Below are 15,336 nucleotides of genomic sequence, written 5' to 3'. Positions count from 1 at the left end.
CTCGACTATACTGAAGCGTCAATGATCAATAGCATGGGACGCTTTCAGTATCAGTGGGGTTCATCTCTTGATAGTATCGCCATTCCTTGTGTATCTCCGTGTGGGCGCAAAACCATCCGTCGGCAAAGAAACAATAACCAGAGAGTTCAGTGAACTTAATTTCGGTTTTTGGTTCAAAGTATTACTGAAAACGCTGTATCACAAAACAATGAAATATGATTGTTCCTGATTAGAGTGACTAACGGCGCTGTTATAGGTCGGGCTTTTGAGCTATGACCTGATGAAACGTCAGCTCTGAGCAGGCGGACAAAAAAAGGAGACTGGGCAAGATGGCAAATATTATCATAGCTGTAGCAGTGACATATCTTTATCATTTTCTTTCAGGATATGTTTCAGACAATCAGACGAAAACGAATGAAACAGTTTTGGAAGTGCTTCAGTCTGTAAATAATGAGGCAGGTGTAGAAACACTTTACCGAAATTCTGATTTGGAAAAAACGATCATAAAAGAGCTGATGGATTTAGAGGGTAAAACTTTGCCTGAAGACTATGAATCCAGATTGTTCAGTTTAAGTAGGGGAAATATAAAAACGAATGCACTTAATGATGGTGAACTGGATAAGGTAAATCAGATCTTTGACGCCATAAAAGGCCATATGATTGAGTTGTTCAAAGGCCGTGGTACTTTTGATCTGGAACGGGTACAAGTTGCTGATATTGAGGCTGTTTATATTTATTCTTTTAGTCACAAAGCTGCGACTCCGGAATGTCTTACATTGAACGATATTTGTCAACCCGCTAAAACCCAGCTGATAACTCAAAGTAATAATCAAGACACAATATTGGATGATTATAAAAAAATGTTTTCAGCAGAATGGATTCTTGAGAATTCCAAAGGGGGAGAAAAATATCGGGAATCAAGTCCCGGAGACTTCCTTCTTGATGTCGACTTTGCCCAAAAAAAAATATTATATGAAAATAATTCTGATTTTCTAACGGCATCCAGAATCATTGAAAAAAATGAAACATTCCCCACTATGGGTTTCAGAGCTCTATTTGTAATGTCTGATCCTGCTAAAAAAGAATTTTTTATTCAAACGACTGGAAGAAGCTACACTCACAAAATTGATGCCGAACAGCTATCAAATATGCTTAAAACCATTCCAGGAAGACAAATATCAATGCTCACAGGGTTGGCCAAAAAGCTTAATTGAAAAATAACCCTGATATTGAAAAGTTCATGGGACAGGGTGAACTTTATTTTGGCTATAAGCTGGATGAATACCAGAATTCCATGATGCTCAGAAACAACCTTTGTTTTTCTGATAACTAAGGAGCGGTGCAACGGGTCTGCTCCTTCCCTCCTAATGACTATTTCAGGGGTTTTTGCCATTACCTTTATGACCATGAAGAGAACCTGATTGATTACAACGGCAGTGTAAACCGGATCAGTATGGGGGTGATGTTGACCGACAGACTATAAAGTGCGTTTCACGAGGACTCGACTATACTGGAGCGTCAATCACCAATAGCATGGGACGCTTCAGTAAGTGGGGTTCACCTCTTGATAGTATTGCCATTCTTTCTATGTCCCCGTGTGGGAGCAGAACCATCGATTTATAAAGAAATAATAACCAGAGAGTTCAGTGAACCTGGTTCTGGTTTCAGGGGCAGAAGTATCACTGAAAAAAGTATCACTGAAAACGGTTCATCTCAAACCATTGGAAGTAGGACATTCCTGATCAGCGTCAGAAGGAACACTATGCTCGTTAAGGCTCCTGAAGTTAAGTACCTGGCCAGTTGGTTTCGCATATTCTGGCGAGTGGATTTTTTCATCCTTCAAGGCGCAACGACGGGCGCGTAGCCACAGCTACGCAACCAGAGTTGGAACGCAGAAGGGTGGAAAAAGCCGCCGTCCAGAATATGCGAAACCAACTGGTTAGGTACTTATGACTTAATGAAACCCAACCTTCAAGCAGGCAGACAATAGAGGAGACTGGAAAACATGGCGGTAAATATTCTTATAGCAGCAGCAATAGCATATCATTATTGTAATTCAGGAAATGCACCCGATAAACGCGCCAAAAAGACTGAAACAGGCTTGGAAGTGCATCAGCCTGTAAATGGAGGGACTGGTGTAGAAACACTCTATCGAGCCTCCGGAATAGAAAAAAAGATCATCAGCGAGCTGATGGATTTAGATGGAATGACTTTTCCTGAAGACTATGAGTCCAGACTATTCACTTTAAGTAGAGGGGGTATAGACACTAATGCTCTCTCTGAAGATGAGCTGGATAAGGTGAATCAAATTTTTAACGCAATAAAAAGTCACATGATTGAGCTCTTTAAAGGCAAGGATACTTTTAATCTGGAAGAAGCTCGAGCTGATGGCATTGAGGCTGTCTATATTTACTCTTTTAGTCACAAAGCCGCTACTCTAGAATGCCTTACATCAAACGATCTTTGTCAACCTGCAAATACCCAACACATAACGTTTAAAGGTAAGCCCACAGCTCAAAGCAATAACGAAGATTCGATTTTTGATAATTATAAGAACATGTTTTTATCCGAATGGATTCTTGAACAATCTAAAGCGAGTCTGAAAGGCTATCGGGAAACAGATCCCGGGTATTATCTTTCTGGGGCGGATTTTACCCAAAAAAAATCATTGCATGAAGCATGTCTTGGTTTTATAGAGGCGTCCAGAGTCGTTGAAAAAAATAAGGCATTCCCCACTGCGGGTTTCAGGGCCGTATTTATAATGACTGATCCAGCTAAAAAAGATCTTTATATTCAAACTGCTGGAAGAAGCTATACTCACAAATTTGGTGCTGAAAAGTTATCAAATATGCTTAAAACCATTCCAGGAAAACAAATATCCATGCTCACAGGGCTGGCCAAAAAGCTTCATACAAAAAAACAACCCTGATATTGAAAGGTTTATGGGACATGGTGAGCTCCATTTAGGCTATTGCCATTCCAGACACACACTGCGCTAAAGCAAATCAAATAACTGCAAAGAAATAATAATTAGGGTGCTCAGGGGAATTTAATTGAGGTTCTGATGTCTAAAGTACTATGGGAGGCTTCAGATTATCTCAAACCGGAGGAAGAAGGTCGTTTTTAAACGGAGCTGACTGCAGAATTGAGACTCTTTCAGAATTTATCCCTGGATAGTTAACTATCTGAAGCCATGACTTTCTGAAATGCGAACGCTCAGAATAAATGTATAAAATGGAGGTGTTGACATGAAAGCACAAATTCTCGCAGGATTAGCAGTTTACTTTGCTCTAGATTATTTTTCAGAGGATATTCCAGATATTCAGACTGAAACAGAAGAGCAAGTTTATCAACCTGTAAATAATGGTACGGGCATACAGTCACTATATCGAAATTCCAACTTGGAAAAAACAATCATCAAAGGACTGAAAAATTTAGGCGGGAGAACTTTGCCTGAAGACTATGAGACCAGATTGTTCACTTTAAGTAAGGGCGATCTGGATACTGCTAGTCTCTCTGATGCTGAGTTAGGTGAGTTAAATGAAGTTTTTAGCACAATCAAAAACCATGTCATTGGGCTATACCGGCACAGCGATGAAATTGATCTGGAACTAATAAAATCTGCTGATATTGAGGCTGTCTATATTTACTCTATTAGCCACAGTGCTACCACTCTGGAATGTCTCACATGGAACGATATTTGCCAGCCTGATAGTGCCAAATACACAGAGCATAGATTTAAAGATATAACTCAATTGGGTTATAAAAACTCAGTTCTGGCTAATTATAAAAACATGTTTGCATTTGATTTGATTATGAAAAAAACCATAGACGAACGTTTGATTTACAACTACTATAGTACGTCTTACATGAACCTCATTGATGGGGTAAACTTCAGCAAAAAACAGTTAATACAAGAAAGAATTTCTGGTCTTATATCGCTCGCCAGTATCATCGATGAAGAACCAGAATTCCCCGCTTTGGGATATAGGGCTTTATTTGTAATGACTGATCCTGATAAAAAGGACCTTTATATTCTAAGTAGTGGCAGAAGGTACACTGGCAGGCACAATGCCGAACAGTTATCAGAGTTACTCAAAACCATTCCGGGAAAACAAATATCAAAGTTTACAGGAATCGGAAAAAGGCTTCATAAAAAAAATCAATCTTGATATTGAAAAGTTTATCGGACATGGCGAGCTTCATTTTGGCTATAAACTCTTTAAACACTAAATTTTTTACGATGCTTAGCAGTAACCTTCATTTTTCTGATAACAAAGGCCCAGTTACCACTGGGCTGGTCCTTCCCTCTTAATGACCGTTTCCGCGTCTATGTCCAATACTCTAATGGCTATGATGAAAGCCTGATTGATTACAATTTCAGTCTGAACCGAAACAGCATGGGTGTGATGCTGACCGATTGGCCATAATATTGCCTTTTACAAAGATTCAGCTACACTCCAAAGCGTCAATCGCCAATAACGTGTGACGCTTTAATATTATCGGGGTTTATCTTTTGTCAGTATCACCACACTTCATATATTCCTGTGCAGAATCAAAGCCATCCACCCAAAAAGCAATAGTAACCAGAGAGTTCAGTAAGCTTAATTTCGGTTTTGGGATCAAAAATATCGGTGAAAGTTTTTATCTCAAACCAGTGGGAAGAAGGTCTTTCCCAGTGAGAGGCAGTAACCGGGTTCTAATCGGTCAGGCTCCCAGAGCTATCAATTAATGAAATAAGTACCTGGCCAGTTGGTTTCGCATATTCTGGCGAGTGGATTTTTTCATCCTTCAAGGCGCAACGACGGGCGCGTAGCCATAGCTACTCAACCAGAGTTGGAACGCAGAAGGGTGGAAAAAGCCGCCGTCCAGAATATGCGAAACCAACTGGTTAGGTACTTACTCGCTTTAAGTAGACGTTCAAAAAAGAAGGTTAGGCAGATGTTATTAAAAGCTGTTGCATTAGCAGGAGCGGCATATCTTTTTGGTTTTTTTTCAAAAGATGTTCCAGATACCCAGACTGAAACAGGGTTGGAACTGCAACAATCTGTTGAAAGAGGATTGGAAACGCATCAATCTGTTGAAACAGGTTTGGAATTGTCTCAACCAGTCAATAGAGGGACAGGCATAGAAACACAGTTTCGAATTTCCGGCCTGGAAAAAAGGATCATCAACGAGCTGATGGAGTTAGATGGGAAAACTCTGCCCGAAGACTATGAATCCAGATTATTCTCTTTAAGCAGAGGGAGTATAAACACGGATGCTCTTTCTGATGATGAACTGGAGAAGGTCAATCAAATCTTTGGCGCAATAAAAGACCATATGATTGAATTGTTCAATGACGAGTATACTGTTCGTCAGGAACTAATAAAAGCTGCTGATATTGAGTCTGTCTATGTTTATTCTTTCAGTCACAAAGCAGCTACTCTGGAATGCCTTACGTCGAACGATATTTGCCAACCTCCTGATGCTCAACACTTAATACTTAATGCCGAAAGTACAACTCAAAGCAATGATGAAGGCTCAACATTCGATGATTACAAAAAAATGCTTTCATTTGAATGGATTCTTAAACATTCCAAAGTGTGTCTGGCAGGCTATCAGGATTCAAATTACGCGTTAACCCTTCATGGGGTAGACTTTGCCGAAAGAAAAATGTTAGAGGAAACAGCTTCTGATTTTGTAAGTCTGTCCAGAGTCGTTAATAAAAATGAAGTATTTCCCACTATGGGCTTCAGGGCTGTATTTATAATGACGGGTACCAGTAAAGAGAATGTTTATATTGTGTCTACGGGAAGAAGCTACACTCACAAATTTGATGCCGAACGGTTATCCATTATGCTTAGAACCATTCCGGGAAAAAAAATATCAATGCGCACAGGGTTGGCCAAAATGCTTAATAAAGAAAAGCAACATTGATATTCTGACGCTATAAAAGATCGTTAAATCGTTAAGACACTCACTCAAGTCACCGGGAATGATAGGCGAATTCTGGTCGGAACCGGAGATTACTCCGGTTCAACTCTGAAATGCTTTTACAACCCATCAGTTTCATATCCCGCTCCATTTCGCTGCACAGATTACCCAGAGCCTTTTCAACGCCAGCTCTTCCGGCCGCCGCCAAAGCATAAAGATACAGGCGGCCACCTGAACAGGCTCTGGCGCCCATTGACAGAGCTTTAAGAACGTGTGTTCCCCTCTGTATTCCACCGTCGCATATCACATCAATTCGATCTCCAACGGCATCTACGATTTCTGCCAGCTGGTCAAAGGGAGAGCGTGAGCCATCCAGCTGTCGGCCACCATGGTTGGAAATCATGATGGCTGCAGCGCCAATATCTACGGCTCTGCGTGCATCTTCAACCGACATGATACCTTTCAATACCAATGGCTTTTCCCAGTAGCGGACAATCTCTTCAGCTGCCTGCCAGTCCATACTTTGATCCAGCATGGTATTGATGTAGCTACCGATCGAAAGGGTAATGCTGGTGCCTTCGCCAACATAGTCCTGAAGCTGAGGCAGCTCAAAGCCACCATGGGACAAGTAATTCAGACCCCAGGCCGGATGACAGGTAAAACTCAGCAGACTCTTCAATGTCAGTTTGGGGGGGATGGTAAAACCGGTGACAAGATCCCTTTCCCTGTTGCCTCCCACAGCTGTATCCACCGTTAATGCCATGGCATCGAAGTTGGCTGCCTTGCATCGGTCTATCATGTTGCGGGTCAGCCCCTTATCCTTATGTACGTAAAGCTGGAACAGCTTCGGGGTTTTAATGGTTGAGGCAATCTCTTCGATGCTGGTGGTGCCCAGAGAAGAAAGGCCAAAAAGCGTGCCAAACTGTTCTGCTGCTTTTCCTACAGCCATCTCACCTTCATGATGAAAGAGACACTGCAGTGCGGTGGGCGATAAGAAGAGAGGGATGTCCAGATCCAGCCCCATAACCCGGGTAGAGAGATCAACATGCTCTGCACCTCTCAAAACATTGGGTACCAGGTCACAGTTGGAATAGGCCTCGGTATTTCTTCGCCGTGTGGTCTCATCATCCGCAGCGCCGTCAATGTAATGAAAAATGGGGGAGGGCAACCGTCTTCGGGCGAGTTCCCGGAAGTCTCTGGTGTTGTGGCAGTGTTTCAGGCGCATGGTTTTCCACTGGCCTGTCGTCGGTGACAGTCTGTAGTTGGATCATGAAAAATACTTGGCGTTTTAGGTATAGCACCGATTTGGAGCAGATCAACAACAGACCGAAAAAATGCACACCGGTTTTGCATAGCTGCTGGTCAGTTCTTCTTATGATGTCGAACAAGCTATTTTGGACAGTTGGACAAGGCGGGATGATGACTAACGGCAGAGCTGTTGCAAGGAATCCCAGTGAAGATCCAGCTGTTCAAAATGGTTGCGCAGTTCATGTTTAGGGAGAACCTGGTATTATCCGGCGTCAGCTTCATTATGGGTTTCGACACCGTCATGGTCAGTCTTTTCCAACAGTAACGCGGCGGCCGTCGCAACCTCTTCCTCTGTGCCGTTATACAGCAGCAGAAAGTTACCGGCAGACAGAGATTTCTCGTAGCGGACAACGCTGTTTTTAGGAATCCCCATACTGGCCAGACCAGCCCCAAGAGCTGAAAGTCCGCCGGCAATAACCGCACCTTCAAGCCCGCCGGCAATGGCTGATACCAGCGGTCCTGCGATCACCATGGGCCCAATGCCAGGAATCACAAAAAACGCAGCACCAAACAAAATACCCCACAGACCACCCCAGAAGGCACCGATCTTGCCCCAGGCTTTCATCCGGTCCCCGGTGTTGTAGTAACCTACTACGTGTTCTTCGGTATGGTAGTCATTACCAACCACTGAAATTTTCTTCATCTCAAAGCCAGCTTTTTGCAAGCTTTTAACCGCATCATCGGCCGCATTATGGGTTTTGTAGGTAGCAACGCAGGTGTTTGGTGTCTTCATCGTAGTGCTCCAGATGGAAGTTAGCACTCTAGGAAAAATAGTTGATTCTCGGTATCCGTCAAATAGTGGTCAAATGTCCAATAACAGTCGAATTTAGACTTCCAGTATCGTTTATTTGCAAAAAAAAGCCAGGAGCAAGTCCTGGCAAAAAGGAGTGTTCTCAATTATTTCGCGGTGGTGGTTCTAACCCTGGTTTTCTGCCTGTTCTGGCCTTCCAGCGGGCGGTTCTTTTCAAAGTCCTGTCTCAGATACAGTTTTGGAAAAGCGTGGTTGGCAAACTCTTGTTGAGTAAAGTCACGAATGGCTTTTTTCTCACCCTTTGTCCGGGTGTGTTTGGGTTGTGCCAGCCGTTTGATTGTTTCAGGGTTAACCTTGCCGCTTTTATCCCGGGCTACAGGAGCTTTCAGGTTATCCTCATATTTTTTTCTGGCTTCGACCAGTGCGTTTTGTCTGGCCAGAAAATCTGCAGAGAGGGCTTTCTGTTGTGCCTTGGGCTTGCGTTCATTTTTATCACCGAAAACTACCGTGCGGATGTTTTTTTGGTAACGCTCAGCGACTTCTGCTCCCGGAGTATTGAGAGGGATCGGGTGAGGCTTGGCAAGAGCCGTCATAAAGGCATGGTCTGGGTTTTTCTTTACCTGGCCTACTGGACGAGGAATACGTGATGGCGCTTTCGCAGGTCGCTCTTTTAAGGGCTGCTCTCTTAAAGGGGGCTCTTTGCTGGACGGCTCTTTGATATAGCAGGTGGCGTCAGCAACGGATGCCTGCCTGTCACCAATATCCGTTTCATCCCAGTCCCACTCAAAGAACATGCCGTTCTCATAGAGATCACGCATATTGGCTATAGAGTTTTCCGCCATGGAGCCGACTGCACTGGCTCCGGAATAAAATATGGATACTGCCCTCGAAGCACCATCACACAGCCAGCTTTTGACTTGCTTTTTGCCCTCTGAAAATGCGTTGAGAGCAAATTGCAGTGTACTGCCTGTTGCAGTGTCCGGTGATTTGGTGGTCATACATGAGTTCATTGGCAACTCCTTTCTATCCTTGAATGCTGTTATTGGTATTCAGCTTACCCTTTTTTCAAAAGCTACTTAATGACCATCTGGTTAGCAGACCTAACGATCTTTCTCCAGAATGTGCAGCCAAGGCAGGTATGGACTTCTGATTGAGTACGAACGTCTGCATTAATACAACGCTCAATCTTTTTATGATCAAGAAGCTCAAGTTCGGATACTCTTTTTCCAACACCGGGTGAACAACAAGCTAGGATATTAATGCTCAGATACAAGGTGTAAGGCTGATGAACATTGTGAAGAGGCTGACTGCTGCAAGCCTGATTATCTCACAGGCAGTAAGCTGTCTACAGGCACAGGCTCGAACGTCAGGTTCGATTCAGCCAACAGAAATACCACCTCAATTATTCTATGAATTTGAAGTAGATCCGAACCAGCTACCGGAAATACCCACTGCTCATGCGCCAACACATTGTCCCCCTCACAGAGCTTTGAGTATTTCATGGAATAAAAACAGTACGCTCATAGCTGTGGGAATAGGTTCTGGGGATAAATATGACGATACGAGAAAGTGTCGGCTTTCAGGAGCCCTGCAAATCTTTAATGTGAGTGCCCCAGGATACCCGAGACTCGTGCGTACCCATCACGCAAAAAACTACTGGATAAAAAGCGTTACTTTCAGCCCCGACGGCACTCAGCTGATAGCCGGGGGGGATGATAACAAGGTCAATATTTTTGGAGGGATAAGCCCGTTCAGCCACCAGCAAACCCTGTCCGAAGCGCTAAGAGATTTACGAACCGTTGCCATTAACCCGAACGGCACCCTGCTGGCAGCCGGGGGATATAACACAAAGATCATGCTTTATCTTAAAAACGAAACCAATCAGTTCACCTACGTGAAAACCCTGTCCCAAGCATCACGGGTTAGTAGTGTAGCAGATCTTGACTTCAACCCCATCAACAGCCAGCTGGCAGCGGCTCAACGTCACCAAATTGTAAGAACTTATCGCGGGACCAGTCCGTACAATCTTCTGAAAACCCTGTCGGATTCGTGCTGCGGGATGTTGGCTGTTGCCTACAATCCCAACGGCACCCTGCTGACATCCGGGGATACGGTAGGACAGGTCAGGTTTTATAACGGGATGAACCCGAACAACACCCTGTACACTCTACCCGTATCAGGCCGGAAACGGGTATTGAGCCTTGCCTATAACCCAAGTGGCACCCGGCTGGTAGTTGGCCACAAAAATGGCGATGGCAATGGCGAGGTCAGTGTTTTTGAGGGAATCAGTCCGTTCTCTCACCTGTACACCCTGCCCTCCGGCAGGTCACCGACGGTTGTGTACAGCCGCGATGGCAAATGGCTGGTCACCGGGGGGTATGATGGAAAGATCATGATGTATCGGGTCGATGGTGTAAGAGCACCTACAACACAAGCCAGTACAACAAAAATCACTACGACAGAGGCCAATACAACAGAAGCTGTTAAGGAAACCTGGATAAAAGTCAGCATAGAAAACGGCACAGCAGTACATAGCTCTTCGACATACATAGCCCTTTCGCTAGTCACATTATTAACAACGGTTCTTCAGGGGATGATATTGCAATGATGTTTTTGGACAACTTCTCTCCGACTCCGGAGAAGTCTTGTTTCTCTATTTTCGCTGTTTTCTCTCATGACCATACCGGTCTTGGACATTATCCGAAGTATTGATAGAAAGCTTATTGATATTCAGCTTACCCTTTTTTCAAAAGCTGCTTAATGACCGTCTGATTAGCAGACCTAACGATCTTTCTCCAGAATGTGCAGCCAAGGCAGGTATGGACTTCTGATTGAGTACGAACGTCTGCATTAATACAACGCTCAATCTTTTTATGATCAAGAAGCTCAAGTTCGGATACTCTTTTTCCAACACCGGGTGAACAACAAGCTAGGATATTAATGCTCAGATACAAGGTGTAAGGCTGATGAACATTGTGAAGAGGCTGACTGCTGCAAGCCTGATTATCTCACAGGCAGTAAGCTGTCTACAGGCACAGGCTCGAACGTCAGGTTCGATTCAGCCAACAGAAATACCACCTCAATTATTCTATGAAATTGAAGTAGATCCTAACCAGCTACCGGAAATACCCACTTCAACGCCCACTGCTCCTGCGCCAACACATTGTCCCCCTCACAGGGCTTTGAGTATTTCATGGAATAAAGACAGTACGCTCATAGCTGTGGGAATAGGTTCTGGCGATATCCATGACTTTGCGAGAAAGTGTCCGATTTCAGGAGCCCTGCAAATCTTTAATGTGAGTGCCTCAGGATACCGACTCGTGCATACCCATCACGCAACAAAATGGATAGGAAGCGTTACTTTCAGCTCCGACGGCACTCAGCTGATAACCGGGGGGGATGATGGCACGGTCAATATTTTTGGAGGGATGAGCCCGTTCAGCCACCAGCAAACCCTGTCCGAAACGCCAGACAATGTACGAACCGTTGCCATTAACCCGAACGGCACCCTGCTGGCAGCTGGGGGATTTGATACAAATATCAGGCTTTATCTTAAGAACGAAACCAATCTGTTCACCTACGTGAAAACCCCGTCCCACACAACAAGTCATATACATACAGAAGATCTTGACTTCAACCCCATCAACAGCCAGCTGGCAGCAGCTGAACGTTACCGAAAGGTAAGAACTTATCGCGGGACCAGTCCGTACAATCTTCTGAAAATCCTGTTGGATTCGTGCTGCCAGATGTTGGCTGTTGCCTACAATCCCAACGGCACCCTGCTGACATCCGGGAATATAATAGGACAGGTCAGGTTTTATAACGGGATGAACCCGAACAACACCCTGTACACTCTATCCGTATCAGGCCAGGTATCGAGCCTTGCCTATAACCCAAGTGGTACCCGGCTGGTAGTTGGGCAGTCCAAGGACGAAGGCAAGGTCAGTGTTTTTGAGGGAATCAGTCCGTTCTCCCACCTGTACACCCTGCCCTCCGGCAGGTCACCGACGGTTGTGTACAGCCGCGATGGCAAATGGCTGGTCATCGGGGGGTATGATGGAAAGATCATGATGTATCGGGTCTATGGTGTAAGAGCACCGACAACAGAAGCTGTTACGGAAGCCTGGATAAAAGCCAGCATAAAAAACGGCACAGAAGTACATAGCTCTTCGACATTCACAACCCTTTCACTAGTCACATTATTAACAACGGTTCTTCAGGGAATGGTATTGCAATGATTTTTTTGGACAACTTCTCTCCGACTCCGGAGAAATCTTGTCTCTCTATTTTCGCTGTTTTCTCTCATGACCATACCGGTCTTGGACATTGTCCGAAGTGTTGATATAAAGCTGGAGGAAGGTAATGAATATTGAGAAGGGCCTGACGACTGCAAGCCTGATAATCTCACTGACAATAAACGGCTTAGAAGCACAGACTCAAACGACAAGCTCAATGCAGCCAACAGAAATGCCTCCTCAATTATTCTATGAAATTGAAATAGATCCGAACCAGCTACCGGAAATACCCGCTTCAACGCCCACTGCTCCTGCGCCAACACATTGTCCCCCTCACAGGGCTTTGAGTATTTCATGGAATAAAAACAGTACGCTCATAGCTGTGGGAATAGGTTCTGGGGATATCTATGACGAGGCGAGAAAGTGTCCGATTTCAGGAGCCCTGCAAATCTTTAATGTGAGTGCCTCAGGATACCCGAGACTCGTGCATACCCATCACGCAACAAACTGGATAGGAAGCGTTACTTTCAGCCCCGACGGCACTCAGCTGATAACCGGGGGAGATGATGACACGGTCAATATTTTTGGAGGGATGAGCCCGTTCAGCCACCAGCAAACCCTGTCCGAAGCGCCAGGCGATGTACAAACCGTTGCCATTAACCCGAACGGCACCCTGCTGGCAGCCGGGGGATATGATACAAATATCAGGCTTTATCTTAAGAACGAAACCAATCTGTTCACCTACGTGAAAACCCTGTCCCACGCACCAAGTGGTATAGAAGATCTTGACTTCAACCCCATCAACAGCCAGCTGGCAGCGGCTGAACGTCACCGAATTGTAAGAACTTATCGCGGGACCAGTCCGTACAATCTTCTGAAAACCCTGTTGGATCCGTGCTGCCAGATGTTGGCTGTTGCCTACAATCCCAACGGCACCCTGCTGACCTCCGGGAATATGGTAGGACAGGTCAGGTTTTATAACGGGATGAACCCGAACAACACCCTGTACACTCTATCCGTATCAGGCGAGGTATTGAGCCTTGCCTATAACCCAAGTGGTACCCGGCTGGTAGTTGGGCAGAACAATGACGATGGCAATGGCGAGGTCAGTGTTTTCGAGGGAATCAGTCCGTTCTCCCACCTGTACACCCTGCCCTCCGGCAGGTCACCGACGGTTGTGTACAGCCGCGATGGCAAATGGCTGGTCACCGGGGGGTATGATGGAAAGATCATGATGTATCGGGTCGATGGTGTAAGAGCACCGACAACAGAAGCTGTTACGGAAGCCTGGATAAAAGCCAGCATAAAAAACGGCACAGAAGTACATAGCTCTTCGACATTCACAACCCTTTCACTAGTCACATTATTAACAACGGTTCTTCAGGGAATGGTATTGCAATGATTTTTTTGGACAACTTCTCTCCGACTCCGGAGAAATCTTGTCTCTCTATTTTCGCTGTTTTCTCTCATGACCATACCGGTCTTGGACATTGTCCGAAGTGTTGATATAAAGCTGGAGGAAGGTAATGAATATTGAGAAGGGCCTGACGACTGCAAGCCTGATAATCTCACTGACAGTAAGCGGCTTAGAAGCGCAGACTCAAACGACAAGCTCAATGCAGCCAACAGAAATCCCTCCTCAATTATTCTATGAAATTGAAGTAGATCCGAACCAGCTACCGGAAATACCCGCTTCAACGCCCACTGCTCCTGCGCCAACACATTGTCCTCCTCACAGGGCTTTGAGTATTTCATGGAATAAAAACAATACGCTCATAGCTGTGGGAATAGGTTCTGGCGATTTCATTGGTTATGGGAGAAAGTTTGCGATTTCAGGAGCCCTGCAAATCTTTAATGTGAGTGCCTCAGGATACCCGAGACTCGTGCATACCCATCACGCAACAAAATGGATAAGAAGCGTTACTTTCAGCTCCGACGGCACTCAGCTGATAACCGGGGGGGATGATGACACGGTCAATATTTTTGGAGGGATGAGCCCGTTCAGCCACCAGCAAACCCTGTCCGAAGTGCCAAAAGATCTACGAACCGTTGCCATTAACCCGAACGGCACCCTGCTGGCAGCCGGGGGAGATGATACAAATATCAGGCTTTATCTTAAGAACGAAACCAATCTGTTCACCTACGTGAAAACCCTGTCCCAACTACCAAGTCGTAGTCGTATAGAAGATCTTGACTTCAACCCCATCAACAGTCAGTTGGCAGTGGCTGAAAGTTTCCAAAAGGTAAGAACTTATCGCGGGACCAGTCCGTACAATCTTCTGAAAACCCTGTTGGATTCGTGCTGCCGGATGTCGGTTGTAGCCTACAATCCCAACGGCACCCTGCTGACATCCGGGGATGTGTTAGGACAGGTCAGGTTTTATAACGGGATGAACCCGAACAACACCCTGTACACTCTATCCGTATCAGGCCAGGTATCGAGCCTTGCCTATAACCCAAGTGGCACCCGGCTGGTAGTTGGCCACAAAAATGGCGATGGCGATGGCAATGGCGAGGTCAGTGTTTTTGAGGGAATCAGTCCGTTCTCTCACCTGCACACCCTGCCCTCCGGCAGGTCACCGACGGTTGTGTACAGCCGCGATGGCAAATGGCTGGTCACCGGGGGGTATGATGGAAAGATCATGATGTATCGGGTCGATGGTGTAAGAGCACCGACAACAGAAGCTGTTAAGGAAACCTGGATAAAAGTCAGCATAGAAAACGGCACAGAATTACATAGCTCTTCGACATACATAGCCCTTTCGCTAGTCACATTATTAACAACGGTTCTTCAGGGGATGATATTGCAATGATGTTTTTGGACAACTTCTCGTTCTCATAGAGATCACACATATTGGCTATAGAGTTTTTTGCCACGGAGCCGACTGCACTGGCTCCGGAATAAAATATGGATACTCCCTCGAAGCACTATCATACAGCCAGTTTTTGGTTTGCTTTTTGCCCTCTGAAAATGCACTTAGAGCAAACTGCAGTGTCCGGTGATTTGGTGATCATACATGAGTACATAGCCAACTCCTTGCTATCCTTGAATGCTATTGCTGTTATTGATTTACAGCTTACAGCTTACCTTTCCTTCAAAGCCTGCTTAATGACCGTCTGGTCAGC

13 protein-coding genes are annotated in these 15,336 nt (G+C 45.2%); 10 read left to right on the top strand and 3 right to left on the bottom strand.

Features of this window, described 5'->3' with window-relative positions; genetic code table 11:
• Positions 1 to 329 precede the first annotated feature (329 nt).
• The 6 genes from ACOMG9_RS17750 (at position 330) to ACOMG9_RS17725 (ending at position 5,919) form a co-directional block, all read left to right on the top strand.
• On the top strand, positions 330 to 1,214 hold the full coding sequence (locus ACOMG9_RS17750; RefSeq protein ID WP_448217880.1) for a hypothetical protein: 885 nt from the start codon (positions 330 to 332) through the stop codon (positions 1,212 to 1,214).
• Positions 1,211 to 1,333 carry a phospholipase A gene (locus ACOMG9_RS17745; protein WP_448217879.1) on the top strand — a complete coding sequence of 41 codons (123 nt, stop codon included), beginning with the start codon at positions 1,211 to 1,213 and terminating at the stop codon, positions 1,331 to 1,333. Before ACOMG9_RS17750 ends, ACOMG9_RS17745 begins: the two co-directional genes overlap by 4 nt.
• Positions 1,334 to 2,005: 672 nt before the next feature.
• Positions 2,006 to 2,929 (top strand): hypothetical protein, encoded by a 924-nt coding sequence (locus ACOMG9_RS17740; RefSeq protein WP_448217878.1) that lies wholly within the window; start codon positions 2,006 to 2,008, stop codon positions 2,927 to 2,929.
• Positions 2,930 to 3,248: 319 nt separating this feature from the next.
• Positions 3,249 to 4,172 carry a hypothetical protein gene (locus ACOMG9_RS17735; protein WP_448217877.1) on the top strand — a complete coding sequence of 308 codons (924 nt, stop codon included), beginning with the start codon at positions 3,249 to 3,251 and terminating at the stop codon, positions 4,170 to 4,172.
• Positions 4,173 to 4,262: 90 nt separating this feature from the next.
• Positions 4,263 to 4,430, top strand: coding sequence for a phospholipase A (locus ACOMG9_RS17730; RefSeq protein WP_422137131.1), 168 nt, complete (start codon positions 4,263 to 4,265; stop codon positions 4,428 to 4,430).
• A gap of 511 nt (positions 4,431 to 4,941) precedes the next feature.
• A complete protein-coding gene (locus ACOMG9_RS17725; RefSeq protein ID WP_494529191.1) occupies positions 4,942 to 5,919 on the top strand; it encodes a hypothetical protein in 978 nt (325 codons plus the stop codon).
• Between the two features lie 49 nt (positions 5,920 to 5,968).
• Here the strand turns inward: ACOMG9_RS17725 and ACOMG9_RS17720 are convergent, their stop codons facing one another.
• From ACOMG9_RS17720 to ACOMG9_RS17710, 3 genes are all read right to left on the bottom strand, one after another.
• Entirely contained in the window at positions 5,969 to 7,141 is a 1,173-nt protein-coding gene (locus tag ACOMG9_RS17720; RefSeq protein ID WP_422134758.1) for an alpha-hydroxy acid oxidase, read from the bottom strand.
• Positions 7,142 to 7,426: 285 nt separating this feature from the next.
• A complete protein-coding gene (locus ACOMG9_RS17715; protein WP_448217875.1) occupies positions 7,427 to 7,957 on the bottom strand; it encodes a general stress protein in 531 nt (176 codons plus the stop codon).
• A 164-nt stretch (positions 7,958 to 8,121) separates the two neighbouring features.
• A complete protein-coding gene (locus tag ACOMG9_RS17710) occupies positions 8,122 to 8,985 on the bottom strand; it encodes a hypothetical protein (RefSeq protein WP_448217874.1) in 864 nt (287 codons plus the stop codon).
• Between the two features lie 275 nt (positions 8,986 to 9,260).
• On the opposite strand from ACOMG9_RS17710, the gene ACOMG9_RS17705 reads away from it, so the two are divergent.
• The 4 genes from ACOMG9_RS17705 (at position 9,261) to ACOMG9_RS17690 (ending at position 15,023) form a co-directional block, all read left to right on the top strand.
• A complete protein-coding gene (locus ACOMG9_RS17705) occupies positions 9,261 to 10,583 on the top strand; it encodes a WD40 repeat domain-containing protein (RefSeq protein WP_448217873.1) in 1,323 nt (440 codons plus the stop codon).
• 358 nt (positions 10,584 to 10,941) lie between these two features.
• Positions 10,942 to 12,213 (top strand): WD40 repeat domain-containing protein, encoded by a 1,272-nt coding sequence (locus tag ACOMG9_RS17700; RefSeq protein WP_494529190.1) that lies wholly within the window; start codon positions 10,942 to 10,944, stop codon positions 12,211 to 12,213.
• 124 nt (positions 12,214 to 12,337) lie between these two features.
• On the top strand, positions 12,338 to 13,612 hold the full coding sequence (locus ACOMG9_RS17695) for a WD40 repeat domain-containing protein (RefSeq protein ID WP_494529189.1): 1,275 nt from the start codon (positions 12,338 to 12,340) through the stop codon (positions 13,610 to 13,612).
• Between the two features lie 124 nt (positions 13,613 to 13,736).
• A complete protein-coding gene (locus ACOMG9_RS17690; RefSeq protein WP_448217871.1) occupies positions 13,737 to 15,023 on the top strand; it encodes a WD40 repeat domain-containing protein in 1,287 nt (428 codons plus the stop codon).
• Positions 15,024 to 15,336: the final 313 nt, after the last annotated feature.

It is taken from the genome of Endozoicomonas sp. PH6C (genome assembly GCF_059322965.1).
The sequence above is the reverse complement of the archived record's forward strand: the minus strand, read 5'-3'. Positions and strand labels throughout refer to the sequence as shown.

Bases quoted from the DNA above. Each gene is read 5' to 3' on its own strand.
- ACOMG9_RS17750 (WP_448217880.1), top strand. From the start codon at position 330: ATGGCAAATATTATCATAGCTGTAGCAGTGACATATCTTTATCATTTT.
- ACOMG9_RS17740 (WP_448217878.1), top strand. From the start codon at position 2,006: ATGGCGGTAAATATTCTTATAGCAGCAGCAATAGCATATCATTATTGT.
- ACOMG9_RS17735 (WP_448217877.1), top strand. From the start codon at position 3,249: ATGAAAGCACAAATTCTCGCAGGATTAGCAGTTTACTTTGCTCTAGAT.
- ACOMG9_RS17725 (WP_494529191.1), top strand. From the start codon at position 4,942: ATGTTATTAAAAGCTGTTGCATTAGCAGGAGCGGCATATCTTTTTGGT.
- ACOMG9_RS17720 (WP_422134758.1), bottom strand. From the start codon at position 7,141: ATGCGCCTGAAACACTGCCACAACACCAGAGACTTCCGGGAACTCGCC.
- ACOMG9_RS17715 (WP_448217875.1), bottom strand. From the start codon at position 7,957: ATGAAGACACCAAACACCTGCGTTGCTACCTACAAAACCCATAATGCG.
- ACOMG9_RS17710 (WP_448217874.1), bottom strand. From the start codon at position 8,985: ATGAACTCATGTATGACCACCAAATCACCGGACACTGCAACAGGCAGT.
- ACOMG9_RS17705 (WP_448217873.1), top strand. From the start codon at position 9,261: ATGAACATTGTGAAGAGGCTGACTGCTGCAAGCCTGATTATCTCACAG.
- ACOMG9_RS17700 (WP_494529190.1), top strand. From the start codon at position 10,942: ATGAACATTGTGAAGAGGCTGACTGCTGCAAGCCTGATTATCTCACAG.
- ACOMG9_RS17695 (WP_494529189.1), top strand. From the start codon at position 12,338: ATGAATATTGAGAAGGGCCTGACGACTGCAAGCCTGATAATCTCACTG.
- ACOMG9_RS17690 (WP_448217871.1), top strand. From the start codon at position 13,737: ATGAATATTGAGAAGGGCCTGACGACTGCAAGCCTGATAATCTCACTG.